Source organism: Candidatus Arsenophonus triatominarum, assembly GCF_001640365.1.
In the GTDB taxonomy this organism is placed as follows: Bacteria; Pseudomonadota; Gammaproteobacteria; order Enterobacterales; family Enterobacteriaceae; genus Arsenophonus; species Arsenophonus triatominarum.
On the sequence record NZ_LWMI01000006.1, the window covers coordinates 210,114 to 235,178 of the forward strand.

Consider the following 25,065-nt stretch of genomic DNA (forward strand, 5'->3'; position numbering starts at 1 on the left):
TACAATTTGGCTGCGCCATAATCTCGATAATTTTACAAAACGCCTAAAAGCGCTTGAAGATAAAATCGCAACAAAAGGAATTATCCTGTCAGAATCACAAAATCAGTGCTCTAGAAAAGAAAGCGCAAGATGATGAAGCCTGTGGTGAAATTGAAACAGCGCATCCAGGTTATCTGGGTTCACAAGATACTTTTTATGTCGGTCATTTAAAAGGCGTTAGTCGTGTTTATCAACAAACTTACATTGATACTTACAGTAAAGTCGTTCATTGTAAGCTTTACACAACAAAAAGCGCGATAACGGCGGCAGATTTATTAAATGACAAGGTTCTCCCTTTTTATTCCCAGCATGGGTTACCGGTGTTACGTATACTGACGGACAGAGGCAGTGAGTATTGTGGTAAAGTTGAACATCACGATTATCAACTTTATCTCGCTATCAATGATATTGATCATACAAAAACTAAAGCTCGTTCACCTCAAACCAATGGGATTTGTGAACGCTTTCATAAAACTGTATTACAAGAGTTCTATCAGGTGGCTTTTCGTAAGAAAATCTATAGGGCTTTAGATGAATTACAAGCTGATTTAGATAAATGGTTAGCGGAATATAATAACCAACGCACTCATCAAGGAAAAATGTGTTGCGGTCGAACTCCTATGGCAACTTTACACGATGGAAAACAACTTTGGAGAGAAAAAGATTTAAATCAAATTTAACCTGACAGGTACTGTATAAATAACCGGCAACTGTCAGATCAAGTCTGAACTACTACACTCCACGAACTCACGGCTATTCCCCAAAAGGTCACCGTTGTTTTGGCCTGAAAAACTGGGGTGCTAAGGGAAGAACAAATGTTATTGGCGCTTTATTGGGAACAACCCTTTTTGCTATCGGATTATTTGATTGCAATATTAATCGTGATGTTTTTTATGTTTGGATCACAAAAATATTGCTCCCAGAACTTCCTGAAAATTCTGTTATTTTTATGGACAACGCTAGCTTTCACAAAGGTAAGAATATTGAACAGGCAATTATAAACGCAGGACACCAGATAGAATATTTGCCTGTGTATTCACCAGATTTAAATCCTATAGAACATAAATGGTCTCAAGCTAAACGTAAAAAGATGGAAACAGGATGCACTATCGATGACCTGTTTTTAATACATATGCTGTAATCAAAATTAAGTCGCCTAGCTATACCACTATTGCTACGCTATCTAAAATTATCTATCAAACAAGCGATTGGCACCTCGATTTTTATAACAACTATTTTGTCAGGTTCATCAGCAATTGCTTATATGCGCAATGGACATACTCACATTATTCTTGCACTTACCCTATGCATAGGATCATTAATGGCTATTCCGTTGGCCAAATATTTAATGTTGCGTTTATCTGAACGTGTTTTGCAGTATCTAACCCTGTTATTTATTTTATCTAGTGCCATTATGATGAGTATAAAGTTATGGCATTATTTTTAGCGACCAAAAATACAAGAACCCATCGTTCATTTAGATCTTTCATTAACAGGGAGATACTAGATAAATTGGAAAAATTTTTACCAAATTGTGAATGCATCATATTTTTCTTTATCAGCTTTGCAGGTGACTATTAAATAAATGGCAACAATATTCTGGTATTATCGCTATAATAAAGGCTGGATTAGCAAATTAGTTAGACGATATTATAATTCTTTTATATTTTTGTGATTATAAATTTATCATAATGATATTTTTATTACTCGTTTTTTTTCTGTCGACAAATACAATCGCTCAAATGGTCATTTACCATACCGATTGCTTGCATAAAGGCGTAACAGATGGTGCTACCAACAAATTTAAAGCCACGTTTTTTTAAAGCAATCGAAAGATGATCAGAAATATTGGTATGAGTAGGTATTTTACTCTGATGTTGCCAATGGTTGATTTGTGTTTTTCCATCGACAAATTGCCAGAGGAATTGGCTAAAATCTTCACCTGATTGGATCATGGCTAAGTAAGCTTGAGCATTGGTAATGATAGCATTAATTTTCAGGCGATTACGCACAATACGGGGTTCTTGCATTAAACGATCAACATCTTGTTGCGTCATTTTGGCAATTTTAGTTGGATTAAAATGGTAGAAACAGTCACGATAGCCAACACGTTTTTTCAAAATAGTATACCAAGAGAGACCGGCTTGTTGACCCTCAAGGCAGAGCATTTCGAATAATTTCTGACTATTTTTTTCTGCTTTTCCCCACTCTTGATCATGATAGGCAATATATTCCTCATCGCTAGTGACCCAATGGCAGCGTCGTGGCGTCATTTTTTTATTACTCCTATTGTGAGGTATCGGTCTATTATCGGATATTAATAAATTGATGATAGGGATTTTAATCAGTATTGCTATTACTTGCCAGGACAATAATATCGATATAGGCGCTAATATTAAATGGGCAATGCATTTTGATTGCTAAAAATAGATACTTTAATTAATTAAAAAAAGAGGAAAGTTATAATTTATGGTAGGTTTTATAAATTTGGCAATAAATTATTCAAACGAGTCTATTAATGCCTTTTTATTATGATTATTTTTATTTTATTCGTTATTAAAAGAGCATTATTTTTGTAACTTGAGTGTTAAAGTTAATCCTGAATTAGTTAGTTATCTTTTTCATAAAGGCATATTTTAATATAAGAAATCAATAAATTTACTTTGTTAACAAAAGGTTATAGAAATATATTACTTTAGGAAGTATTAATGAATGATTTTTAATTAAGATTATTTAATTTATTTTTAGCTATTTTAGTTTTTAATAAATGTAATTTGAGCCTGTTTTGCTAAAAACATTTTTTTAAATTGCCATTGCTCCTTGTGCTTGCAGTTTATTTTTAACTGTAAGCCAAAAATTGGCATTGTCGGTATAAATAATAATTTTATGGGCGTTAGCGAGTGCATAATAATAAACAGGGGATGCTTGTTCAGCGGTGGCAGGAAAAAATGTCGAATATTGCCATTTTTGGCTACTATTAGAAGACGCCTTGAGCTGCTGAATATGACTAATGTTTAACAGGGCTGAATGGTTAAACTCACGACTTTTTTTGTCAAGCTCAATCAATGTTGATTGTGGCTGTAGAAGTGCAGCTGGTTAGAGTTAATAATGTCAGCATTAAAAATAATATTTTCATGTTAATTACATCTGTTTTTGCAACTTTAATTTAACGGATTGTTTCATATTGAATCGTTTTACTGCAATATTTTATTCGACGCTAATGAGCAAAAATTTGTTATATCAAAAAGTTATGTTAATTATCTTAATAGAAAATAAATGAGTAAATATCATATCTTATTATGATAATATTTGAAAGTGAATGTTTTTTGAAAAATGAGTTAGTTAAGCTGAACGAGCCATTATTGAGTATTAATAACAATAAGACATAGTCACGAGTTTCGCACCAATAAAAAAACGCTCTATTTTTAAGTTTAATTCAGCATAATATATAAATAGACAAAATCTTATAAATTAAAAGCAACTTATTGTAATTTAAACAAATTTATACGTTTTAGTAACTTGCAAATTAACCATTGCTTTTACGTCATTTCTGGAATTTTATATGCCTGTGCGAAATTCGTGATAGTGTGAATTTATTAGCAATAAAGCCAAATAAACATTAACTTTTTGGCTCCTTTCGATGCCAGGAAATACTAAATAATTAACGACTCAGTCTGAGTATAATCATTGGCTATATTGGCGGTTTTTATTATTCAATGCAGTAAGTATTAAAAGTTGGAAAGCTGCGGTTTAGATGTAATTTACAAATTAACCAACTGATATAATTAAATTTTTACTTAAAAACAGTGTTTCTTATATTAATATCAATCTTATTACATTATTTTGTTGATATGTATTAGAGGTTTTTCATGATTAAAAATTATCTAACTAAAAAACTTCACAATATTATCAATAAGGAAATGGCTCTGCTTGATTCTAATAAAAACGGGAATGAGGATATAAGAAATGCCAAACAATTCTATGAAGTAAGTCAACAGATATTAGATTCTACAATAGCGAATAATAACCTTCGTTTACAGTTTAAAAATGGTGAAATAGTTTATTCATTTTGGACGTTATGATGAACTTGATCAATTAACGTCTGAATAATGCCAGTCATAATATTGCCGGCAATGATACAAATTTTATTCATTTTGTGAGAAATTTCACCGTGTTCACTGGTGAAACCGTCATATCTTATAGTAGTAAAGACCATTTTTATTATATTAGTATCAATGCTAATGATTTAGAGCCAGATTTTGTTATTAAAATTGCAATGAAATTGTAGCGGACCATGATTTTATTTTATATAATAACCTTGCGCAGTCATATGAATAGGCAAAACAAAAGTATTGCAATAAGCCAAATTGAAAATATCTTTTTTGCTGATAACCTTTGAATTAATTTTCAATGTTAATGATTAACTAGTGATGGGGTTAATCAATCAGCTAACTTAAAATTACTAAAGATTTATCAGGCTGTTTTCATGTAAAACAACATCAATGTGTAATCAGTGCTGCATATCTGTTCGCCAAAGGGTATACTGAATCACTTTTTTAAATCACAATCTATCTATCGCGCAAATCTAACATGCAAAAGTTTGATACCAAAACCTTTCAGGGATTGATCCTAACATTACAGGATTACTGGGCGCGTCAAGGCTGCACCATTATTCAACCATTGGATATGGAAGTTGGTGCAGGGACGTCGCATCCGATGACTTGCTTGCGGGCACTAGGCCCGGAGCCAATCGCTGCTGCTTATGTGCAACCATCTCGTCGGCCAACTGATGGACGTTATGGTGAAAATCCTAATCGTCTTCAGCACTATTATCAATTTCAAGTCATTATTAAGCCCTCACCGGATAATATTCAAGAGTTATATCTTGGCTCATTAAAAGCATTGGGGTTAGATCCCACTGTTCATGATATCCGCTTTGTTGAAGATAACTGGGAAAATCCAACTTTGGGAGCCTGGGGACTTGGTTGGGAGGTTTGGCTAAATGGGATGGAAGTCACCCAGTTTACCTATTTTCAGCAAGTCGGAGGCTTGGAGTGTAAACCGGTTACCGGCGAGATCACCTACGGCCTTGAGCGCTTGGCTATGTATATTCAAACGGTTGACAGTGTGTATGAGCTAGTCTGGTCTGATGGCCCGTTAGGCAAAACAACCTATGGTGATATTCATCATCAAAATGAAGTTGAGCAGTCGGCTTATAATTTTGAGTATGCTAATGTTGATTTTCTATTCAAATGTTTTGAAGAATATGAAAAAGAAGCACAATATTTATTGTCACTAGAAACACCACTGCCTTTACCCGCTTATGAACGAATTTTAAAAGCTGCCCATACGTTTAATTTATTGGATGCACGTAAAGCTATTTCAGTCACTGAACGGCAACGTTATATTTTACGTATTCGTACCTTAACCAAAGGGGTTGCAGCAGCTTATTATGCTGCTCGTGAAGCATTAGGTTTTCCAATTTGTAAAAATAAGAACTAAGAGGCTGTCATTATGCAACAGACTTTCCTGGTGGAAATCGGCACAGAAGAGTTACCGCCGAAGGCTCTTCGTTCATTAGCTGGATCATTTGCGGCAAATTTTAAACATCAATTAGAACAGGCTGAACTGCAGTATGGTGAAGTGCTTTGGTATGCCTCTCCCCGTCGTTTAGCATTAAAAATAACCAATTTGGACGCACATCAAGCTGATCGTGAAGTTGAGAAGCGTGGCCCGGCAATTAGTCAGGCTTTTGATGCGACAGGTAAACCGACGAAGGCCGCTGAAGGTTGGGCTCGTGGCTGTGGCATCACCGTTGAGCAGGCAGAACGTTTGGTCACCGATAAGGGGGAGTGGTTATTTTATCGTGCGACCAGTAAAGGCCGTGCCGCAAAAGAGTTGCTTGTTGATATGATAGCGAGTGCATTGAATCAGTTACCGATCCCAAAACTGATGCGCTGGGGAGACAAGGCAACACAATTTGTCCGGCCTGTTCATACCTTAATCATGTTATTGGGTGATCAGCTGCTCGAAGGTGAAGTATTGGGTATTCAGAGCGATCGCGTGATCCGTGGCCATCGATTTATGGGAGAAGCTGAACTGACTATTGATTCAGCAGAACAATACCCTGCGATCTTACGTGAACGTGGTAAAGTTATTGCTGATTATGAAGAGCGTAAGTCCTTAATCAAGCATGAAGCGAATAAGGTAGAGCAGCAATTAGGCGGTACTGTTGAATTGTCCGATAGTTTACTCGAAGAAGTAACATCATTGGTTGAATGGCCGGTGGTATTAACCGCAAAATTTGAGCAGAAATTTTTGTCTGTACCAGCGGAAGCGTTAGTTCATACCATGAAAGGCGATCAAAAATACTTCCCTGTTTATGATCAGATTGGTAATTTGATGGCTAATTTTATTTTTGTTGCCAATATTGAATCTTCTGAGCCACAGCAAATCATTGCTGGTAATGAAAAGGTGATCCGTCCACGTTTGGCAGATGCTGAATTTTTCTTTAAAACTGATTGTAAAAAGCGTTTAGAAGAATATTTACCCCGACTAGAAACGGTTTTATTTCAAAAACAGCTTGGTACATTGCGTGATAAAACCGATCGTTTAGAAGTGTTAGCCGGCTGGATCGCAGCTAAAATTGGTGCCGATGTCAATCATGCTACTCGCGCCGGTTTGTTATCCAAATGTGATTTGATGACCAATATGGTGTTCGAATTTACCGACACACAAGGTGTTATGGGGATGTATTACGCCCGTCGGGATGGTGAAGCGGAAGATGTGGCCGTGGCAATCAAGGAGCAGTATCAACCCCGTTTTGCTGGTGATCAATTACCTTCTAATCATGTCGCGGTTGCGTTGGCCCTGGCAGATAAAATGGATACTCTGGTAGGTATTTTTGGTATTGGCCAACCGCCTAAGGGCGATAAAGATCCCTTTGCCTTACGACGTGCGGCGCTTGGTGTGTTACGTATTATTGTTGAAAAGGGTTACAATCTGGATTTATTAGCATTAACTCAGCAGGCGGCTCAGTTGTATGCTAATAAGCTAACCAATAAAAATGTTGTCGATGATGTTGTTGAGTTTATGCTGGGACGTTTTCGTGCCTGGTATCAAGAGCAAGGTTACCGCATTGATACTATCCAGGCTGTTTTAGCTCGTCGCCCAACTAAACCGGCAGATTTTGATGCTCGTGTGAAAGCCGTTACCCATTTTCGGACTTTGCCAACGGCAGAAGCACTGGCGGCAGCTAATAAACGGGTTGCCAATATTCTGAATAAGTCAGATGAAAAATTGAATGACAATGTTGCCGCGACAGTGTTAAAAGCGCCCGAAGAAGTCACCTTAACGGCTCATCTGGTTGTTTTACAAGATAAACTGGCACCATTATTGGCTGACGGACAATATCAAAGCGCATTAACTGAATTAGCTTCACTGCGTGAGGTTATCGATGCTTTCTTTGATAATGTAATGGTGATGGATAGCGATCAAATAGTCAGGATCAATCGTCTGACCTTACTAAGTCAGTTGCGTGATTTATTTTTACAGGTAGCTGATATCTCTTTATTACAATAATCTATTCAGCGGTTAAAAATCTCTTGAATTAATCTTCAAGGGATTTTATTTATAATTAACTATTTTTATTTCTGTTATTGCCTATATTAGAACCTGTTATTGTAGGTAATTACCAGTAACCATACTTGGTATTATTACTGACACGAGTTTCGCACCAATAAAAAAACGCTCTATTTTTAAGTTTAATTCAGCATAATATATAAATAGACAAAATCTTATAAATTAAAAGCAACTTATTGTAATTTAAACAAATTTATACGTTTTAGTAACTTGCAAATTAACCATTGCTTTTAAGCCATTTCTGGAATTTTATATGCCTGTGCGAAACTCGTGACTGATTTTATGCGATTTATTGTGGTGTAAAAACTTTCGCCCAATCAGCAGGCATTGTGCTAGTGCCGTCTTTAATGATGCTTAAAGTGCCATATTGATAGTGAGTTACTTCACTACTTGGAGTAACGCTTGGCTTATCATTTTTTTGAACTCCAAAAACTACTTGTCCTTTGTCAATAAAGTTACTGTTAGTGCGCATATCAATTTGTAATTTAACCGCCGGATCGCGATTTGCGTTATCAACATTGCTGCTATCATATGCAGTTATCGTTCCCTCCCCATTATTTTTAAATTGGCTATCCACCAACTGATATTCTTGGTTTTTAGCGATCAATTGATCATTATAGCTAGGCGACTTAATTTTGATCACAAGGTGTGTTATGAGTTATACAATTGATTTTCGACGTAAAGTAATATCTGTAAGGAAAGCCGAAGGTTTAACAATTCGAGAAACTGCGAAACAATTCCGTATTGGAAAAGCGTCTTTAGTACGTTGGCTTAAACGACCAGAGCCAAAAAATTCAACGCCACGTAAGAGGAAGCTCGATAAAAATGCTTTAGCAAAAGATGTGGAACAGTATCCAGATGCTTACCAAAAGGAACGGGCAGAGCGATTCGGTGTTTGTATAGCTAGGCGACTTAATTTTGATTACAAGGTGTGTTATGAGTTATACAATTGATTTTCGACGTAAAGTAATATCTGTAAGGAAAGCCGAAGGTTTAACAATTCGAGAAACTGCGAAACAATTCCGTATTGGAAAAGCGTCTTTAGTACGTTGGCTTAAACGACCAGAGCCAAAAAATTCAACGCCACGTAAGAGGAAGCTCGATAAAAATGCTTTAGCAAAAGATGTGGAACAGTATCCAGATGCTTACCAAAAGGAACGGGCAGAGCGATTCGGTGTTTGTAAAAAGACTATTTGGCAATCCCTTAAAAAACTGGGATTAACCTATAAAAAAAACTCTATTCCATCCAAAAACCAACGAAAGCGACAGGCTGGCACATCAGCAAAAAAGACAACAGTATGAAAAAAAAGATAAATCTGTTGTTTTTATTGATGAAAGTGGTTTTTCACATGACACTCCACGAACTCACGGCTATTCCCCAAAAGGTCACCGTTGTTTTGGCCTGAAAAACTGGGGTGCTAAGGGAAGAACAAATGTTATTGGCGCTTTATTGGGAACAACCCTTTTTGCTATCGGATTATTTGATTGCAATATTAATCGTGATGTTTTTTATGTTTGGATCACAAAAATATTGCTCCCAGAACTTCCTGAAAATTCTGTTATTTTTATGGACAACGCTAGCTTTCACAAAGGTAAGAATATTGAACAGGCAATTATAAACGCAGGACACCAGATAGAATATTTGCCTGTGTATTCACCAGATTTAAATCCTATAGAACATAAATGGTCTCAAGCTAAACGTAAAAAGATGGAAACAGGATGCACTATCGATGACCTGTTTTTAATACATATGCTGTAATCAAAATTAAGTCGCCTAGCTATAAAAAGACTATTTGGCAATCCCTTAAAAAGCTGGGATTAACCTATAAAAAAAACTCTATTCCATCCAAAAACCAACGAAAGCGACAGGCTGGCACATCAGCAAAAAAGACAACAGTATGAAAAAAAAGATAAATCTGTTGTTTTTATTGATGAAAGTGGTTTTTCACATGACACTCCACGAACTCACGGCTATTCCCCAAAAGGTCACCGTTGTTTTGGCCTGAAAAACTGGGGTGCTAAGGGAAGAACAAATGTTATTGGCGCTTTATTGGGAACAACCCTTTTTGCTATCGGATTATTTGATTGCAATATTAATCGTGATGTTTTTTATGTTTGGATCACAAAAATATTGCTCCCAGAACTTCCTGAAAATTCTGTTATTTTTATGGACAACGCTAGCTTTCACAAAGGTAAGAATATTGAACAGGCAATTATAAACGCAGGACACCAGATAGAATATTTGCCTGTGTATTCACCAGATTTAAATCCTATAGAACATAAATGGTCTCAAGCTAAACGTAAAAAGATGGAAACAGGATGCACTATCGATGACCTGTTTTTAATACATATGCTGTAATCAAAATTAAGTCGCCTAGCTATACAATTGATTTTCGACGTAAAGTAATATCTGTAAGGAAAGCCGAAGGTTTAACAATTCGAGAAACTGCGAAACAATTCCGTATTGGAAAAGCGTCTTTAGTACGTTGGCTTAAACGACCAGAGCCAAAAAATTCAACGCCACGTAAGAGGAAGCTCGATAAAAATGCTTTAGCAAAAGATGTGGAACAGTATCCAGATGCTTACCAAAAGGAACGGGCAGAGCGATTCGGTGTTTGTAAAAAGACTATTTGGCAATCCCTTAAAAAGCTGGGATTAACCTATAAAAAAAACTCTATTCCATCCAAAAACCAACGAAAGCGACAGGCTGGCACATCAGCAAAAAAGACAACAGTATGAAAAAAAAGATAAATCTGTTGTTTTTATTGATGAAAGTGGTTTTTCACATGACACTCCACGAACTCACGGCTATTCCCCAAAAGGTCACCGTTGTTTTGGCCTGAAAAACTGGGGTGCTAAGGGAAGAACAAATGTTATTGGCGCTTTATTGGGAACAACCCTTTTTGCTATCGGATTATTTGATTGCAATATTAACCGTGATGTTTTTTATGTTTGGATCACAAAAATATTGCTCCCAGAACTTCCTGAAAATTCTGTTATTTTTATGGACAACGCTAGCTTTCACAAAGGTAAGAATATTGAACAGGCAATTATAAACGCAGGACACCAGATAGAATATTTGCCTGTGTATTCACCAGATTTAAATCCTATAGAACATAAATGGTCTCAAGCTAAACGTAAAAAGATGGAAACAGGATGCACTATCGATGACCTGTTTTTAATACATATGCTGTAATCAAAATTAAGTCGCCTAGCTATACACAGGCAAATATTCTATCTGGTGTCCTGCGTTTATAATTGCCTGTTCAATATTCTTACCTTTGTGAAAGCTAGCGTTGTCCATAAAAATAACAGAATTTTCAGGAAGTTCTGGGAGCAATATTTTTGTGATCCAAACATAAAAAACATCACGGTTAATATTGCAATCAAATAATCCGATAGCAAAAAGGGTTGTTCCCAATAAAGCGCCAATAACATTTGTTCTTCCCTTAGCACCCCAGTTTTTCAGGCCAAAACAACGGTGACCTTTTGGGGAATAGCCGTGAGTTCGTGGAGTGTCATGTGAAAAACCACTTTCATCAATAAAAACAACAGATTTATCTTTTTTTTCATACTGTTGTCTTTTTTGCTGATGTGCCAGCCTGTCGCTTTCGTTGGTTTTTGGATGGAATAGAGTTTTTTTTATAGGTTAATCCCAGCTTTTTAAGGGATTGCCAAATAGTCTTTTTACAAACACCGAATCGCTCTGCCCGTTCCTTTTGGTAAGCATCTGGATACTGTTCCACATCTTTTGCTAAAGCATTTTTATCGAGCTTCCTCTTACGTGGCGTTGAATTTTTTGGCTCTGGTCGTTTAAGCCAACGTACTAAAGACGCTTTTCCAATACGGAATTGTTTCGCAGTTTCTCGAATTGTTAAACCTTCGGCTTTCCTTACAGATATTACTTTACGTCGAAAATCAATTGTATAACTCATAACACACCTTGTAATCAAAATTAAGTCGCCTAGCTATACATCAAGCAAAAATGGGATATCATTTGTGAAAGTAACACGAGTTTCGCATAGGCATATAAAATTCCAGAAATGGCTTAAAAGCAATGGTTAATTTGCAAGTTACTAAAACGTATAAATTTGTTTAAATTACAATAAGTTGCTTTTAATTTATAAGATTTTGTCTATTTATATATTATGCTGAATTAAACTTAAAAATAGAGCGTTTTTTTATTGGTGCGAAACTCGTGAGTAATTCAATTGTCGGTTTTATATATTTAAGTTCAATAAATTCATCAGGTTGGTGAGCCTGCTCTATCGAACCTGGCCTTAATATTAATGTTGGACATCGCATTTGAATAAAGGGCGCTTCGGTGCAAGTAATTAACGGTTTGAGCTTTTTTATCTAATAAATTTTCAATTATTTTCACCATGTTATGATTTATAGGGTATTCAAAACAGGGAATAGGCGGATAAAGTTCCTCGATAGTTAAGCGATCCGGCCAACGATGTTTAATCGGTTTAAGTGCGGCATGTAATAATTCATCCAAATTTTTTAGTGACAGACCGGGTAGTGGACGAATATCGATATGTAATTCACAACACCCACAAATTCGATTTACTGCATTGTAGTGGCATACTAAATTTGGTCACCTAAGTTGAGGTGATATAGCTAGGCGACTTAATTTTGATTACAGCATATGTATTAAAAACAGGTCATCGATAGTGCATCCTGTTTCCATCTTTTTACGTTTAGCTTGAGACCATTTATGTTCTATAGGATTTAAATCTGGTGAATACACAGGCAAATATTCTATCTGGTGTCCTGCGTTTATAATTGCCTGTTCAATATTCTTACCTTTGTGAAAGCTAGCGTTGTCCATAAAAATAACAGAATTTTCAGGAAGTTCTGGGAGCAATATTTTTGTGATCCAAACATAAAAAACATCACGGTTAATATTGCAATCAAATAATCCGATAGCAAAAAGGGTTGTTCCCAATAAAGCGCCAATAACATTTGTTCTTCCCTTAGCACCCCAGTTTTTCAGGCCAAAACAACGGTGACCTTTTGGGGAATAGCCGTGAGTTCGTGGAGTGTCATGTGAAAAACCACTTTCATCAATAAAAACAACAGATTTATCTTTTTTTTCATACTGTTGTCTTTTTTGCTGATGTGCCAGCCTGTCGCTTTCGTTGGTTTTTGGATGGAATAGAGTTTTTTTTATAGGTTAATCCCAGCTTTTTAAGGGATTGCCAATAGTCTTTTTACAAACACCGAATCGCTCTGCCCGTTCCTTTTGGTAAGCATCTGGATACTGTTCCACATCTTTTGCTAAAGCATTTTTATCGAGCTTCCTCTTACGTGGCGTTGAATTTTTTGGCTCTGGTCGTTTAAGCCAACGTACTAAAGACGCTTTTCCAATACGGAATTGTTTCGCAGTTTCTCGAATTGTTAAACCTTCGGCTTTCCTTACAGATATTACTTTACGTCGAAAATCAATTGTATAACTCATAACACACCTTGTAATCAAAATTAAGTCGCCTAGCTATATGCTTACCTCATAATTTTTATAGGTGCCGAAATGAGTAAAATAATTACTGCTGAATTTAAATGTGAAACCGCCATTAGTCCTTGACCAAAATTACACCTACCAGGAAGCCGCGAAAGGCATGAACGTCAGTCTTTCAGCGATTAGCCGGTGGGTAAGAGCCCTTCGTTTAGAACGTCAAGGGAAAACATCGCCTGGTCTGCCATTAACACCTGAACAAATTGAGTTCAGAGAAATGAAGAAAAAAATCCACCGGCTGGAAATGGAGAATGACATCTTAAAAAAGGCTACTGCGCTCTTAATGTCCGACTCACTGAAAAATTTTCGGTAGTTGAAAAGCTAAGAGTGCTTTATCCGGTGAAAACTTTGTGTCGTATTTTTAATGTTCACCGAAGCAGTTATCGCTATTGGTGTCGGCCTAAGGAGCCAGATATTGAGCGGACGATAAAACGTAGCCTAGTCAGCGAAGCGTGGAACGTTAGTGGCGGCTCTGCTGGCCAAGGACTATCGCCACGATGGTTACCAATACACACAACGTGAAACTTGGGCGGTGGTTAGCGGGTAAGTTGATGAAAGAATTAATCATCGTCAGTTGCCAAGAGCGAAAACATAAATACAACCGCGGTGGAAATGAACGTATTGATATTCCAAATCTGCTCAATAGGCAGTTCGCTGTTACAAAGCCTGACCAGGTTTGGTGCGGCGATGTAACCTATATTTGGACAGGCTCACGATGGGCCTATCTGGCTGTGGTATTGGATTTGTTTGCCCGAAAACCGGTGGGCTGGGCAATGTCATTTGCACCAGACTCAGAATTAACCGCCAAAGCACTACAAATGGCTTGGGAACTACGTGGGCATCCCAAACAGGTGATGTTCCATAGTGATCAGGGAAGTCATTATACCAGTCGTCAGTATAGGCAGGCATTGTGGCGTTATCAGATGACCCAAAGTATCAGTCGCAGAGGGAATTGTTGGGATAATAGTCCGATGGAACGATTCTTCCGTAGTCTGAAGACCGAATGGGTGCCAACGACTGGCTACTAAAGCTTTAGTACTGCTCAGTCAGCCATTATTCGCTACATAACCCACTACTATAGCGATATAGCTAGGCGACTTAATTTTGATTACAGCATATGTATTAAAAACAGGTCATCGATAGTGCATCCTGTTTCCATCTTTTTACGTTTAGCTTGAGACCATTTATGTTCTATAGGATTTAAATCTGGTGAATACACAGGCAAATATTCTATCTGGTGTCCTGCGTTTATAATTGCCTGTTCAATATTCTTACCTTTGTGAAAGCTAGCGTTGTCCATAAAAATAACAGAATTTTCAGGAAGTTCTGGGAGCAATATTTTTGTGATCCAAACATAAAAAACATCACGATTAATATTGCAATCAAATAATCCGATAGCAAAAAGGGTTGTTCCCAATAAAGCGCCAATAACATTTGTTCTTCCCTTAGCACCCCAGTTTTTCAGGCCAAAACAACGGTGACCTTTTGGGGAATAGCCGTGAGTTCGTGGAGTGTCATGTGAAAAACCACTTTCATCAATAAAAACAACAGATTTATCTTTTTTTTCATACTGTTGTCTTTTTTGCTGATGTGCCAGCCTGTCGCTTTCGTTGGTTTTTGGATGGAATAGAGTTTTTTTTATAGGTTAATCCCAGCTTTTTAAGGGATTGCCAAATAGTCTTTTTACAAACACCGAATCGCTCTGCCCGTTCCTTTTGGTAAGCATCTGGATACTGTTCCACATCTTTTGCTAAAGCATTTTTATCGAGCTTCCTCTTACGTGGCGTTGAATTTTTTGGCTCTGGTCGTTTAAGCCAACGTACTAAAGACGCTTTTCCAATACGGAATTGTTTCGCAGTTTCTCGAATTGTTAAACCTTCGGCTTTCCTTACAGATATTACTTTACGTCGAAAATCAATTGTATAACTCATAACACACCTTGTAATCAAAATTAAGTCGCCTAGCTATATAAGACCTCACTGGTATAACGGGTGGATTAACGCCAAACGAATCAGAGCGACTGTTCCGTGAACAGTCAGGTAGGGTGGCCAATTTTAGTTGACCACTACACATCACCGCCATGAATATGTCCAATAGAGCATTGTTAAACAATTATGGAAAATCTTACTGAACTCGCTGAGCCGATTGTCCGTTTCGAAACCAAACCGGGGCAGCAAATGCAGGTTGATTGGGCAATTATGCGGCAAGGTAAATTCCCAATATATCACGAGTTTCTCAAGCTCCGAAAAAGAAGTATAAAGTTCAAAACAAGAAAAAATTAGGATGTTTATATTTTGTCAGTTTATCCATGCATTAAAGATATCTACAAAACATTCTTACAAGTAAGCAGTGTAAGATACTCTGGCTTGGCGTTATCAGAAGTAAGCCCATCGCCTTTATCTCATGACACTGTTAGCCGATGGCTAAAAAGTAGATGTCACGAGTTTCGCACCAATAAAAAAACGCTCTATTTTTAAGTTTAATTCAGCATAATATATAAATAGACAAAATCTTATAAATTAAAAGCAACTTATTGTAGTTTAAACAAATTTATACGTTTTAGTAACTTGCAAATTAACCATTGCTTTTGAGCCATTTCTGGAATTTTATATGCCTGTGCGAAACTCGTGGATGTTTTCGACCTAAAGACTTATGGCGATTAGTTCAACCTTCTGTAGACAAAAAAAGCCCTTGTGTACTAATTGCCGATGATACATTGATTGCCAAAACACGTAGTAAAAAAATAGAGATGGTCCATTATCAATATTCAGGTAATGAACATGATGTTATTGCTGGCATCGGTTTAGTTAATTTACTTTGGCATAATTTAACAACTGTTGAATCAATTCCTATTGATTATCGTATTTATGATAAAGATTCTGATGGAAAAACAAAAAACACGCACTTTTCCGAAATGCTCGCTCTTGCTAAAAAAAGAGGGATCATACCAGAAGCGGTAGTGATGGATGCCTGGTATTCTTAGCCTGGATAATCTGAAATCAATTCGCTCTCATGGTTGGGTCTGGGTAACCACGCTGAGGAAAAACAGGATTGTTAACCATAACAAACAACTGAACAAGTTAGACATCTCAGAAGAAGGAACTCCAATACACTTACGAGGCTACGGTTGGGTGACTGTTTTCAAATTTACAGCCAAAAACGGCCGTATTGATTACAGAGTAACAAACAAAGACAATCCCACCAGTGAATACGTCAAATCTATCATGGATGCTCGTTGGTCTGTTGAAGTTTATCATCGAGGAGTTAAACAAAATTGTGGTGTTGAACGCTGTCAGGCTCGCACGAGCCGAGCGCAAAGAAATCATATTTTTCTCGCTATTTCTGCGTGGTTTGAACAACATAAACGTCGTATATCTGAAAAAATAACCCTTTATAAACAAAATTGGGACGTAATCAAAAATGCTATTACTAAGCACATCTGTGTTTTATTAGCAGCGTACCCAAATTAGTTTTGTGCGAAGCTCGTGACGTTATTCAGATAAAAGGAAAAAGCTATCAATTAAAACAGAACACGAGTTTCGCACCAATAAAAAAACGCTCTATTTTTAAGTTTAATTCAGCATAATATATAAATAGAAAAAATCTTATAAATTAAAAGCAACTTATTGTAGTTTAAACAAATTTATACGTTTTAGTAACTTACAAATTAACCATTGCTTTTAAGCCATTTCTGGAATTTTATATGCCTGTGCGAAACTCGTGCAGAAAAGAAAAGCCGGAATTATTCACTGAATCTAATCTTGAGTAAAAGAGTGGATCACTTTTCGGCCGTCGTTGACAGTTGTAGCAAAATAACCTGCTCCGGTCATGGTGGTTTCTTGATCAGCGGTTGCCAGAATATAGATGGGATGCTTTAACTGATCAATATCGACATTGCGTAAAGTATCAATAATAAAAGCGAAAAAACCTTTCATACCGCGGTGCCTAAACCATATAACTTGTCTTTATATTCCGTTAATTGAAAAGGATCTTTTGTCCAGCGCCCGTCATCAAAAGGAACCGTATCAGTATGCCCGCAAAGTAGTAATCCAGCCTCTCCTTGGCCAAAAGTAGCCAGTAAATTGAATTTATGGCGGCTATCTGGTACAGGTTGAATTGTTATTTTACCACCTAGAGTCGTAAGCCATTCTGCCAGTAGATTAATTAATGTTTCATTACTTAGATCGCGTCTTGCATCGACAGAACTAATTGATGGTATGGCAACTAATTGACGGTATAACTCAATAAATGTGGGTAGTTTGGTTTTCACTATTGTCAGCCTTAATGACTAAAATTTCAGTACTCATGTATTTCATTGAATAAAAATACAACAATTAATGTTAGTTCAGTGTACAAGATTTATTAATGAGAGGGTTGATGATACTAATATTTTCTTTTTATTGATAACAACAATATATACAGGATAAAGGAAAATTAATGGCGTATAGGATCGTCGATTAATATATTTCGATATAAAGATTTTATTTAAGGATTAAAAAAATATTTGCTTTAACATAATAATATTATTGATAAAATAATTATCTCAATATATCGATTTAAATTCAGCAATGACCATTAATTTGATCATAAAAGTTCAGTGAAGTCTTTATTGGTGATGTGTTCAATCGATGCTTAGTGAATCTGAATTTCAATAAATAGGGTGTTGAAGCATTGATTTATGGTCGCAACTTAGTTGTGAAATGTTAGCTGCTTAGTAGAATCAGTTATTGGCGCTAAACAACTCACCGCGAAAGCGTTTAATTTATTCGTTTTTGTCTATGAATTATGAAGATAAATTTTTTTGCCGAATTTTTTCGTTGATAGGAAAACTGGATGCATTATGATGAATAGATAGGTTGATTCTATCAAATTTCTATTTAGGGAAGGAGTAGGCATGAATATTCGTGATTTGGAGTACCTTGTTGCATTAGCTGAGCATAAACATTTTCGGCGTGCTGCAGATGCTTGCCATGTTAGTCAACCGACCCTAAGCGGTCAAATTCGTAAATTGGAAGACGATTTAGGTGTTATGTTATTAGAGCGGACAAGCCGAAAGGTTCTGTTTACTCAGCAGGGGTTATTATTAGTTGAACAAGCCAGAACAGTATTGCGAGAAGTTAAAATACTGCAGGAAATGGCTTCCTTACAAGGTGAAAGCATGTCAGGCCCGTTACACATAGGATTAATTCCTACTATTGGTCCTTATCTTTTACCTCACATCATTCCAGAATTACACCGTTTATTTCCTAAATTGGAGATGTATTTACATGAATCACAAACACACCATTTGTTAGCGCAATTAAATAATGGCAAACTAGATTGTGCAATATTAGCGCAAGTGAAAGAGACCGAAGCTTTTATTGAAATTCCTCTGTATGAGGAACCTATGCGATTAGCAATTTATGAAGGGCATCCATGGTTCAATCGTAAGGAAATTGAAATGCGTGAGCTTGTTGGCCAGAAATTACTTATGTTGGAAGATGGACACTGTTTATGTGATCAAGCGATGGGATATTGTTTTCAGGTCGGGGCAAAAGATGATACCCACTTTCGCGCCACCAGTTTAGAGACATTACGTAACATGGTGGCAGCCGGAAGTGGTATAACACTATTGCCAAATTTATCTGTACCGAAAGAGATAAAACGTGATGGTGTTTATTATCTTGATTGTATTAACCCTGTTCCTTCACGTTCGGTTGTTTTAATTTATCGTCCTGGCTCACCGCTTAGAAGTTGTCATGAGCAGTTTGCTGAGGCAATTCGTAAACAAATGTATCGATACCATAGTAAAAATTAATTGTTTACTTACTACTAATATTGGACTCATTGGGTTAAAACAGACGGTTTAACCCATTTAGTGCGGCAACCCGAAATGCTTCTGCCATAGTTGGATAATTGAAGGTAGTATTAACAAAATATTCAATAGTATTACCTTCACCTTTTTGCTCCATAATTGCCTGGCCAATATGAATAATTTCTGCTGCACGCTCACCGAAGCAGTGAATACCTAGAATTTTTAATGTTTCGCAATGAAATAGGATCTTTAAACTGCCTACATTCATTCCTGCAATTTGTGCTCTGGCTAAATGTTTAAATTGGGCACGCCCGACTTCATAAGGGATTTTCATGGCAGTCAATTGTTGTTCTGTTTTACCGACAGAACTGATTTCTGGAATGGTGTAGATCCCGGTTGGAATATCCTCAATTAAATGGGTATCGCTGTGGCCCGTTGTTATCGCGCGGGCAGCGAGACGACCTTGATCATAAGCCGCTGAAGCTAAACTGGGATAGCCAATAACATCGCCGACAGCATAGATATTTTCATTATGAGTACGATAGGTAGCATCAACTTTAATCAGACCTCGATTATCAATAGGAATAGCGATATCTTCTAAATTTAGATTATCGGTATTTCCCGTACGGCCATTAGCATATAATAGACAATCGGCTTTAACCTTTTTACCTGACTTCAGATGAATAATTACGCCATCATCTGTTCCTTCGATTTTTTCATATTCTTCATTATGACGAATAACAACACCATTATTCCAAAAATGGTATGATAAAGCATCTGACATTTCTTGGTCTAAAAACGACAGAAGGTGATCACGGGTATTAATAAGATCAACTTTTACCCCTAACCCTCTAAAAATTGAAGCATATTCACAGCCAATTACCCCTGCACCATAAATAATAACATGGTGGGGTTCATGATTGAGAGTTAAAATTGAATCGCTATTGTAAATGCGTGAATGCTGAAAATCGACATCGGGTGGACAATATGGACGAGAGCCGGTTGCGATAATGATTTTTTCAGCATATAGAGTATCGTAGGTACCATCATTATAAAGAACTTTTAAAGTATGTTGGTCAATGAAAGAGGCTTCACCGGCAAACATTTTGCAACCATTTCGTTCGTAAAATCCTTGCCGCATATGTGTTTGTTGATTAATTACGGTCTCGGCTTGTTTAAGAATGTCGGAGAAAGAAGATCGTAAAAGCAGGGATTTATCGCTGTATAATGGATTTTGATTAAACTCGATAATTCGGCTGACCGCGTGCCGAAGCGCTTTAGAAGGAATGGTTCCCCGGTGGGTACAACCACCACCAATTTTATTATAACGTTCAATGACTGCGACTTTTTTCCCTTGTTTTACCAACCCCATTGCTGCACCTTCTCCCCCAGGGCCGGAACCAATAACGATAGTATCAAATTGAATCTGTGGCATTCGGTATAACCTATTATTATGTAAATACGAATAGACAACTCAGATTAACATTATCTTCTTTAATCAAGCTTAAATATAAGATTCAGGCTTTACATTTTAATAAATAACGGAAATTCCTTATATACTAGTTAAACTTAAGGACACTGCAAATCTGTTAAAATTTGGTATAGTAGCCTAGTTACATTATTATCGAAGAGGTATATTAATTACTGTGAGTAATATTACAGGCGTCAGAGCAAAACAGAAAGAAAAAACGCGTCGTTCTCTGATAGAAGCGGCTTTTAGTCAATTGAGTGCTGAGCGTAGCTTTACTAGTCTCAGCTTACGTGAAGTTGCCCGAGAAGCGGGTATTGCACCGACTTCTTTTTATCGACATTTTCGTGATGTTGATGAATTAGGATTGACCATGGTTGATGAAAGCGGTCTTATGCTCCGTCAATTAATGCGTCAAGCACGACAGCGTATTGCAAAAGGTGGCAGTGTTATTCGAACATCTGTTGCTACTTTTATGGAATTTATTGGTAATAATCCGAATGCCTTTCGATTATTGCTGCGTGAACGTTCAGGTACATCGGCTGAATTTCGTGCAGCAGTTGCCAGAGAAATTCAGCATTTTATTGCTGAATTGGCCGACTACTTGCAACAGGAAAGTAATATGCCTCGGTATTTTACTGAAATTGAAGCAGAAGCCATGGTTACTATAGTATTTAGTGCGGGGGCAGAAGCATTAGATATTGATCAGGAAAAAAGGCAGCTTTTGGAAGAACGATTAATTTTACAGCTTAGAATTATCGCCAGAGGAGCCTATTATTGGTATCGTCGTGAACAGGAAAAACATAATATTAAATTATAAATAATTTTTTACAGTAAACCAAAAATTGCAATTATTTATTGGTGTTTTTTATATTAGTTTTTTAAATGATTTTTAATATTATGAATGTTAGAGAAATATTGTCTATATCTATATTATTTAATATATTTTTAGAATAAAAATAATATTAGCTATCATTAGATAACCTGAGTTCGGGATAAGCATTATCAATTATGCTTGAAGATATGTTCCTGCCACAGGTATCTTTGGTTTAGATGGAATTAAACAACATGCAACCAGCCCGGCTAATAAATTCACTAAAAAGTTAGCAGGAGAGCGGTGCCGCGTATGCGCTATCTGACAAAGATTTTTTAACTCATCAAATACCGTTTCAATGACAGAACGATGATGCAAGATGGCTTTGTTGAAACAAGTCTGTTCAACAGACTTCATTTTCTTCTTGATATTCGTTATAAGGTTAATTCCCATTGTTTTCAGTTGCTGTTTCAGTGAAGCCGATAAATACCCTTTATCCGCATACAAACAACCAGCAGGTAATGGTTTCCGATCATCTGTGTTTCCTGGTGTAAGTCGAAAACTGAGTATTTCCCCCAAATGATTGATAATTACATGAAGTTTGAAACCAAAGAACCAACCTGTTGAGGTTTTTCCTCGTTCAGCTATCCCATCGAAGACTTTATGCCGGCGGATCCGTAAGTTATCACACACAGCTATCGGAGTAGAATCGGCAACCGACAGACCCGTGCACTTTCCCTTAATTGACTCAAACAGTGCCGTTAAAGCTAAGGCACTGCGCGGAAGTAACTCTACGCAGCGTGAATATGATGGCAAGTTAGGAAATTCCTTCCTGAGATATAAACGGACATAATAGAGATAAAATACCTTGAATTGTCTGAATCGGAGTTGATCACGAGTTTCGCACAAAACTAATTTGGGTACGCTAATAAAACACGGATGTGCTCAGTAATAGCATTTTTGATTAAGTCCCAATTTTGTTTATAAAGGGTTATTTTTTCAGATATACAGCGTTTATGTTGTTCAAACCACGCAGAAATTGCGAGAAAAATATGATTTTTGCGCCTGACTCGTGCGAGCCTGACAGCGTTCAATACCACAATTTTGTTTAACTTCTGATGATAAACGTCAACAGACCAACGGGCATCCATGATAGATTTGACGTATTGACGGGTGGGATTGTCTTTGTTTGTTACTCTGTAATCAATACGGCCGTTTTTGGCTCAAAATTTGAAAACAGTCACCCAACCGTAGCCTCGTAAGTGTATTGGAGTTCCTTCTTCTGAGATGTCTATAGCTAGGCGACTTAATTTTGATTACAGCATATGTATTAAAAACAGGTCATCGATAGTGCATCCTGTTTCCATCTTTTTACGTTTAGCTTGAGACCATTTATGTTCTATAGGATTTAAATCTGGTGAATACACAGGCAAATATTCTATCTGGTGTCCTGCGTTTATAATTGCCTGTTCAATATTCTTACCTTTGTGAAAGCTAGCGTTGTCCATAAAAATAACAGAATTTTCAGGAAGTTCTGGGAGCAATATTTTTGTGATCCAAACATAAAAAACATCACGATTAATATTGCAATCAAATAATCCGATAGCAAAAAGGGTTGTTCCCAATAAAGCGCCAATAACATTTGTTCTTCCCTTAGCACCCCAGTTTTTCAGGCCAAAACAACGGTGACCTTTTGGGGAATAGCCGTGAGTTCGTGGAGTGTCATGTGAAAAACCACTTTCATCAATAAAAACAACAGATTTATCTTTTTTTTCATACTGTTGTCTTTTTTGCTGATGTGCCAGCCTGTCGCTTTCGTTGGTTTTTGGATGGAATAGAGTTTTTTTTATAGGTTAATCCCAGCTTTTTAAGGGATTGCCAAATAGTCTTTTTACAAACACCGAATCGCTCTGCCCGTTCCTTTTGGTAAGCATCTGGATACTGTTCCACATCTTTTGCTAAAGCATTTTTATCGAGCTTCCTCTTACGTGGCGTTGAATTTTTTGGCTCTGGTCGTTTAAGCCAACGTACTAAAGACGCTTTTCCAATACGGAATTGTTTCGCAGTTTCTCGAATTGTTAAACCTTCGGCTTTCCTTACAGATATTACTTTACGTCGAAAATCAATTGTATAACTCATAACACACCTTGTAATCAAAATTAAGTCGCCTAGCTATAACTTGTTCAGTTGTTTGTTATGGTTAACAATCCTGTTTTTCCTCAGCGTGGTTACCCAGACCCAACCATGAGAGCGAATTGATTTCAGATTGTCCAGGCTAGAATACCAAGCATCCATCACTACCGCTTCTGGTATGATCCCTCTTTTTTTAGCAAGAGCGAGCATTTCGGAAAAGTGCGTGTTTTTTGTTTTACCATCAGAATCTTTATCATAAATACGATAATCAATAGGAATTGATTCAACAGTTGTTAGATTATGCCAAAGTAAATTAACCACGAGTTTCGCACCAATAAAAAACGCTCTATTTTTAAGTTTAATTCAGCATAATATATAAATAGACAAAATCTTATAAATTAAAAGCAACTTATTGTAATTTAAACAAATTTATACGTTTTAGTAACTTGCAAATTAACCATTGCTTTTAAGCCATTTCTGGAATTTTATATGCCTGTGCGAAACTCGTGATTTAATGATGTTAATTAAAACCGGTAACGCTCTTTTTTAAATCAGAATTGTCAGATTAAGTTAAGACTAATACATTTAATCTTATTTTTGACCTGTGCTCTCCCCGGCAAAAAACGACCGAGGCTGGTCAGCGTCAGTGATGCTCCATTGATTAACGCCACAGTGGCATCCAGCAGGGCATTTTGTCGGTATTGATGAAAAGGTGCTAAGGCATCCCTGAAAAAATTCTGACATACTTTACGAACAGGCATAGCGGTGATCTCATGGAATTGTTGGCACAAATCAGTAGATCAACATAACGCTATGCCTGTCTCGTTTTCTGGGGATTCCTCAGCACCATAAGTGCTAACCAAATTTAAATTGAGACAATGATGAAGTCTGATATTGTCGCTTTCGACTTCGAGAGCCTTTAAGCTCTCGCTGTATTTTGTCCAACTTTGATATACATTCAAAGAGTGATACTGTGGGATAAAGAACGTGAATTAACAGGTTAAATATCAGTGATATAGATTGCCATCTGCTAGCTGAATCATTAAGTTCTTTATCGGAGTTTTTGAGGGGAAAAACGTCTGCTGATTGCCAGCAGATGCTCTAACAGACAAGAAAGGAACAGCTTTCCTTGTAACCATGCCTTTATCCCTATAGGATTTTTCTTTTTAAGATGCCCTAGTTTCATTAAGGATTTCATCCGTTTAAAAGCGAGCTCTATCTGCCATCGCAGTCTGTAAAGCTTTAAAATATCTTCTTTGCTTAGCTCTTTTAGCGTGGTGATTATCACTACATAGCCAGTTATTTCTTGTACTTTAGGGTTCTGTTTTCTCTGATTTTTACTAATTTTTTTCAGGTATTTTCTTTCACTTTCAATACGTTGTGCTTCTGTTTTACGGTAAGCGCATACCCGTACGGTATATTGCCCTCTGAGCTCATGATCGCTTGCCATTCGCCATATTCTCCCTTTGCCAGATTGCGAAGGTGCTTAAGTTGTTCAAACTTATTTCCTTCTAGGTCAAGCTACGGAAGCCCTAGTAAATTCATTCTTACCACTACATCTGCTCCCTGCTCAATAATATGCTTTATTCCCGCACGATGGTTGAATCCTCTATCAGCAATGACGATACTTCCTTTCTGTACACTAAACCTCTTCAATG

The 25,065-nt window shown here is 36.9% G+C and carries 27 protein-coding genes and 10 pseudogenes; 18 read left to right on the forward strand and 19 right to left on the reverse strand.

What is annotated here, in order from left to right; genetic code table 11:
• Position 1: 1 nt before the first annotated feature.
• From AYJ55_RS03820 to AYJ55_RS03830, 3 genes and pseudogenes are all read left to right on the forward strand, one after another.
• Positions 2-719 (forward strand): annotated as a pseudogene (locus AYJ55_RS03820) (integrase core domain-containing protein); the annotation flags it as partial.
• A 44-nt stretch (positions 720-763) separates the two neighbouring features.
• Positions 764-1,180 carry a transposase gene (locus AYJ55_RS03825; RefSeq protein ID WP_074167902.1) on the forward strand — a complete coding sequence of 139 codons (417 nt, stop codon included), beginning with the start codon at positions 764-766 and terminating at the stop codon, positions 1,178-1,180.
• A gap of 15 nt (positions 1,181-1,195) precedes the next feature.
• Positions 1,196-1,486: pseudogene (locus AYJ55_RS03830) on the forward strand (TSUP family transporter); the annotation flags it as partial.
• Between the two features lie 256 nt (positions 1,487-1,742).
• Here the strand turns inward: AYJ55_RS03830 and AYJ55_RS03835 are convergent.
• Together AYJ55_RS03835 and AYJ55_RS03840 are read right to left on the reverse strand one after the other, a co-directional pair.
• A complete protein-coding gene (locus AYJ55_RS03835; protein WP_063654371.1) occupies positions 1,743-2,312 on the reverse strand; it encodes a DNA-3-methyladenine glycosylase I in 570 nt (189 codons plus the stop codon).
• Between the two features lie 529 nt (positions 2,313-2,841).
• Entirely contained in the window at positions 2,842-3,105 is a 264-nt protein-coding gene (locus AYJ55_RS03840; RefSeq protein ID WP_063654373.1) for a hypothetical protein, read from the reverse strand.
• Positions 3,106-3,908: 803 nt separating this feature from the next.
• Here AYJ55_RS03840 and AYJ55_RS03845 point away from each other — a divergent pair.
• From AYJ55_RS03845 to glyS, 3 genes are all read left to right on the forward strand, one after another.
• Positions 3,909-4,121: a hypothetical protein gene (locus AYJ55_RS03845; protein ID WP_063654375.1), complete on the forward strand. Its 213-nt coding sequence runs from the start codon at positions 3,909-3,911 to the stop codon at positions 4,119-4,121.
• A gap of 508 nt (positions 4,122-4,629) precedes the next feature.
• The gene (glyQ, locus tag AYJ55_RS03850) at positions 4,630-5,541 is read left to right on the forward strand and encodes a glycine--tRNA ligase subunit alpha (RefSeq protein WP_063654377.1); all 912 of its coding nucleotides are present in this window, start codon (positions 4,630-4,632) and stop codon (positions 5,539-5,541) included.
• 9 nt (positions 5,542-5,550) lie between these two features.
• A complete protein-coding gene (glyS, locus tag AYJ55_RS03855) occupies positions 5,551-7,620 on the forward strand; it encodes a glycine--tRNA ligase subunit beta (protein ID WP_063654379.1) in 2,070 nt (689 codons plus the stop codon).
• Positions 7,621-7,969: 349 nt separating this feature from the next.
• On the opposite strand, the gene AYJ55_RS03860 is transcribed toward glyS, so the two are convergent.
• The gene (locus AYJ55_RS03860) at positions 7,970-8,323 is read right to left on the reverse strand and encodes a hypothetical protein (RefSeq protein WP_162505290.1); all 354 of its coding nucleotides are present in this window, start codon (positions 8,321-8,323) and stop codon (positions 7,970-7,972) included.
• A 10-nt stretch (positions 8,324-8,333) separates the two neighbouring features.
• Between AYJ55_RS03860 and AYJ55_RS03865 the strand changes: the two genes are divergently transcribed.
• The 6 genes from AYJ55_RS03865 (at position 8,334) to AYJ55_RS03890 (ending at position 10,876) form a co-directional block, all read left to right on the forward strand.
• A complete protein-coding gene (locus tag AYJ55_RS03865; protein ID WP_063654382.1) occupies positions 8,334-8,633 on the forward strand; it encodes an IS630 transposase-related protein in 300 nt (99 codons plus the stop codon).
• Complete coding sequence (locus AYJ55_RS03870; protein WP_063653415.1) at positions 8,617-8,982, forward strand: IS630 transposase-related protein; 366 nt, start codon at positions 8,617-8,619, stop codon at positions 8,980-8,982. The genes AYJ55_RS03865 and AYJ55_RS03870 overlap by 17 nt, the downstream gene beginning before the upstream one ends.
• On the forward strand, positions 8,951-9,439 hold the full coding sequence (locus tag AYJ55_RS03875) for an IS630 family transposase (RefSeq protein ID WP_063653499.1): 489 nt from the start codon (positions 8,951-8,953) through the stop codon (positions 9,437-9,439). Before AYJ55_RS03870 ends, AYJ55_RS03875 begins: the two co-directional genes overlap by 32 nt.
• Positions 9,440-9,550: 111 nt before the next feature.
• Entirely contained in the window at positions 9,551-10,039 is a 489-nt protein-coding gene (locus tag AYJ55_RS03880) for an IS630 family transposase (protein ID WP_063653499.1), read from the forward strand.
• Positions 10,040-10,065: 26 nt separating this feature from the next.
• Positions 10,066-10,419, forward strand: a complete 354-nt coding sequence (locus AYJ55_RS03885; RefSeq protein ID WP_281181091.1) for an IS630 transposase-related protein — start codon at positions 10,066-10,068, stop codon at positions 10,417-10,419.
• Positions 10,388-10,876, forward strand: coding sequence for an IS630 family transposase (locus AYJ55_RS03890; protein WP_063653499.1), 489 nt, complete (start codon positions 10,388-10,390; stop codon positions 10,874-10,876). The genes AYJ55_RS03885 and AYJ55_RS03890 overlap by 32 nt, the downstream gene beginning before the upstream one ends.
• 15 nt (positions 10,877-10,891) lie before the next feature.
• Here AYJ55_RS03890 and AYJ55_RS27970 read toward each other — a convergent pair whose 3' ends face one another.
• The 5 genes and pseudogenes from AYJ55_RS27970 to AYJ55_RS31560 form a co-directional block, all read right to left on the reverse strand.
• Entirely contained in the window at positions 10,892-11,326 is a 435-nt protein-coding gene (locus tag AYJ55_RS27970) for a transposase (protein ID WP_162505292.1), read from the reverse strand.
• Positions 11,250-11,615 carry an IS630 transposase-related protein gene (locus AYJ55_RS03900; RefSeq protein WP_063653415.1) on the reverse strand — a complete coding sequence of 122 codons (366 nt, stop codon included), beginning with the start codon at positions 11,613-11,615 and terminating at the stop codon, positions 11,250-11,252. Before AYJ55_RS03900 ends, AYJ55_RS27970 begins: the two co-directional genes overlap by 77 nt.
• Positions 11,616-11,826: 211 nt before the next feature.
• Positions 11,827-12,259 (reverse strand): annotated as a pseudogene (locus AYJ55_RS27975) (M20/M25/M40 family metallo-hydrolase); the annotation flags it as partial.
• A gap of 63 nt (positions 12,260-12,322) precedes the next feature.
• Positions 12,323-12,856, reverse strand: a complete 534-nt coding sequence (locus tag AYJ55_RS31555; protein ID WP_162505291.1) for an IS630 family transposase — start codon at positions 12,854-12,856, stop codon at positions 12,323-12,325.
• Between the two features lie 3 nt (positions 12,857-12,859).
• On the reverse strand, positions 12,860-13,144 hold the full coding sequence (locus AYJ55_RS31560) for an IS630 transposase-related protein (RefSeq protein ID WP_063654386.1): 285 nt from the start codon (positions 13,142-13,144) through the stop codon (positions 12,860-12,862).
• A gap of 69 nt (positions 13,145-13,213) precedes the next feature.
• Between AYJ55_RS31560 and AYJ55_RS32590 the strand changes: the two are divergent.
• Positions 13,214-14,286, forward strand: a pseudogene (locus AYJ55_RS32590) (IS3 family transposase); the annotation flags it as partial.
• Positions 14,287-14,306: 20 nt separating this feature from the next.
• On the opposite strand, the gene AYJ55_RS24865 reads toward AYJ55_RS32590, so the two are convergent.
• Positions 14,307-14,840: an IS630 family transposase gene (locus tag AYJ55_RS24865; protein ID WP_162505291.1), complete on the reverse strand. Its 534-nt coding sequence runs from the start codon at positions 14,838-14,840 to the stop codon at positions 14,307-14,309.
• The gene (locus AYJ55_RS03930; protein ID WP_063653415.1) at positions 14,764-15,129 is read right to left on the reverse strand and encodes an IS630 transposase-related protein; all 366 of its coding nucleotides are present in this window, start codon (positions 15,127-15,129) and stop codon (positions 14,764-14,766) included. Before AYJ55_RS03930 ends, AYJ55_RS24865 begins: the two co-directional genes overlap by 77 nt.
• Positions 15,130-15,312: 183 nt before the next feature.
• On the opposite strand from AYJ55_RS03930, the gene AYJ55_RS30480 reads away from it, so the two are divergent.
• From AYJ55_RS30480 to AYJ55_RS35495, 3 genes and pseudogenes are all read left to right on the forward strand, one after another.
• Positions 15,313-15,480, forward strand: coding sequence for a hypothetical protein (locus AYJ55_RS30480; protein ID WP_187153174.1), 168 nt, complete (start codon positions 15,313-15,315; stop codon positions 15,478-15,480).
• Positions 15,481-15,492: 12 nt separating this feature from the next.
• Positions 15,493-15,675 (forward strand): hypothetical protein, encoded by a 183-nt coding sequence (locus AYJ55_RS28000; protein ID WP_162505295.1) that lies wholly within the window; start codon positions 15,493-15,495, stop codon positions 15,673-15,675.
• A gap of 155 nt (positions 15,676-15,830) precedes the next feature.
• Positions 15,831-16,668, forward strand: a pseudogene (locus tag AYJ55_RS35495) (IS701 family transposase); the annotation flags it as partial.
• 330 nt (positions 16,669-16,998) lie between these two features.
• On the opposite strand, the pseudogene AYJ55_RS03940 reads toward AYJ55_RS35495, so the two are convergent.
• Positions 16,999-17,468, reverse strand: a pseudogene (locus AYJ55_RS03940) (M20/M25/M40 family metallo-hydrolase); the annotation flags it as partial.
• Between the two features lie 624 nt (positions 17,469-18,092).
• Here AYJ55_RS03940 and oxyR point away from each other — a divergent pair.
• Positions 18,093-18,995 (forward strand): DNA-binding transcriptional regulator OxyR, encoded by a 903-nt coding sequence (oxyR, locus tag AYJ55_RS03945; RefSeq protein ID WP_063654389.1) that lies wholly within the window; start codon positions 18,093-18,095, stop codon positions 18,993-18,995.
• Between the two features lie 34 nt (positions 18,996-19,029).
• On the opposite strand, the gene sthA is transcribed toward oxyR, so the two are convergent.
• Entirely contained in the window at positions 19,030-20,427 is a 1,398-nt protein-coding gene (gene sthA / locus AYJ55_RS03950; RefSeq protein WP_063654391.1) for a Si-specific NAD(P)(+) transhydrogenase, read from the reverse strand.
• Positions 20,428-20,638: 211 nt separating this feature from the next.
• Between sthA and fabR the strand changes: the two genes are divergently transcribed.
• On the forward strand, positions 20,639-21,280 hold the full coding sequence (gene fabR / locus AYJ55_RS03955; RefSeq protein ID WP_063654392.1) for an HTH-type transcriptional repressor FabR: 642 nt from the start codon (positions 20,639-20,641) through the stop codon (positions 21,278-21,280).
• A 189-nt stretch (positions 21,281-21,469) separates the two neighbouring features.
• Here fabR and AYJ55_RS03960 read toward each other — a convergent pair.
• The 7 genes and pseudogenes from AYJ55_RS03960 to AYJ55_RS03990 form a co-directional block, all read right to left on the reverse strand.
• Positions 21,470-22,165: pseudogene (locus AYJ55_RS03960) on the reverse strand (IS982 family transposase); the annotation flags it as partial.
• 20 nt (positions 22,166-22,185) lie between these two features.
• Positions 22,186-22,569: pseudogene (locus AYJ55_RS35500) on the reverse strand (IS701 family transposase); the annotation flags it as partial.
• Between the two features lie 21 nt (positions 22,570-22,590).
• Entirely contained in the window at positions 22,591-23,124 is a 534-nt protein-coding gene (locus tag AYJ55_RS03970; protein ID WP_162505291.1) for an IS630 family transposase, read from the reverse strand.
• Positions 23,048-23,413 carry an IS630 transposase-related protein gene (locus AYJ55_RS03975; RefSeq protein WP_063653415.1) on the reverse strand — a complete coding sequence of 122 codons (366 nt, stop codon included), beginning with the start codon at positions 23,411-23,413 and terminating at the stop codon, positions 23,048-23,050. The genes AYJ55_RS03970 and AYJ55_RS03975 overlap by 77 nt, the downstream gene beginning before the upstream one ends.
• 36 nt (positions 23,414-23,449) lie before the next feature.
• Positions 23,450-23,728, reverse strand: a pseudogene (locus AYJ55_RS03980) (transposase); the annotation flags it as partial.
• A 257-nt stretch (positions 23,729-23,985) separates the two neighbouring features.
• Positions 23,986-24,168 (reverse strand): annotated as a pseudogene (locus tag AYJ55_RS03985) (IS4 family transposase); the annotation flags it as partial.
• A 290-nt stretch (positions 24,169-24,458) separates the two neighbouring features.
• Complete coding sequence (locus AYJ55_RS03990; protein WP_063654400.1) at positions 24,459-24,857, reverse strand: transposase; 399 nt, start codon at positions 24,855-24,857, stop codon at positions 24,459-24,461.
• Between the last annotated feature and the right edge of the window lie 208 nt (positions 24,858-25,065).

What these genes read in the sequence shown, in the direction of transcription:
- AYJ55_RS03835 (WP_063654371.1), bottom strand. Translation starts at nt 2,312, where the DNA reads ATGACGCCACGACGCTGCCATTGGGTCACTAGCGATGAGGAATATATT.
- AYJ55_RS03845 (WP_063654375.1), top strand. Translation starts at nt 3,909, where the DNA reads ATGATTAAAAATTATCTAACTAAAAAACTTCACAATATTATCAATAAG.
- glyQ (WP_063654377.1), top strand. Translation starts at nt 4,630, where the DNA reads ATGCAAAAGTTTGATACCAAAACCTTTCAGGGATTGATCCTAACATTA.
- AYJ55_RS03865 (WP_063654382.1), top strand. Translation starts at nt 8,334, where the DNA reads ATGAGTTATACAATTGATTTTCGACGTAAAGTAATATCTGTAAGGAAA.
- AYJ55_RS03870 (WP_063653415.1), top strand. Translation starts at nt 8,617, where the DNA reads ATGAGTTATACAATTGATTTTCGACGTAAAGTAATATCTGTAAGGAAA.
- AYJ55_RS03900 (WP_063653415.1), bottom strand. Translation starts at nt 11,615, where the DNA reads ATGAGTTATACAATTGATTTTCGACGTAAAGTAATATCTGTAAGGAAA.
- AYJ55_RS31560 (WP_063654386.1), bottom strand. Translation starts at nt 13,144, where the DNA reads ATGAGTTATACAATTGATTTTCGACGTAAAGTAATATCTGTAAGGAAA.
- AYJ55_RS03930 (WP_063653415.1), bottom strand. Translation starts at nt 15,129, where the DNA reads ATGAGTTATACAATTGATTTTCGACGTAAAGTAATATCTGTAAGGAAA.
- AYJ55_RS30480 (WP_187153174.1), top strand. Translation starts at nt 15,313, where the DNA reads ATGGAAAATCTTACTGAACTCGCTGAGCCGATTGTCCGTTTCGAAACC.
- oxyR (WP_063654389.1), top strand. Translation starts at nt 18,093, where the DNA reads ATGAATATTCGTGATTTGGAGTACCTTGTTGCATTAGCTGAGCATAAA.
- sthA (WP_063654391.1), bottom strand. Translation starts at nt 20,427, where the DNA reads ATGCCACAGATTCAATTTGATACTATCGTTATTGGTTCCGGCCCTGGG.
- AYJ55_RS03975 (WP_063653415.1), bottom strand. Translation starts at nt 23,413, where the DNA reads ATGAGTTATACAATTGATTTTCGACGTAAAGTAATATCTGTAAGGAAA.
- AYJ55_RS03990 (WP_063654400.1), bottom strand. Translation starts at nt 24,857, where the DNA reads ATGGCAAGCGATCATGAGCTCAGAGGGCAATATACCGTACGGGTATGC.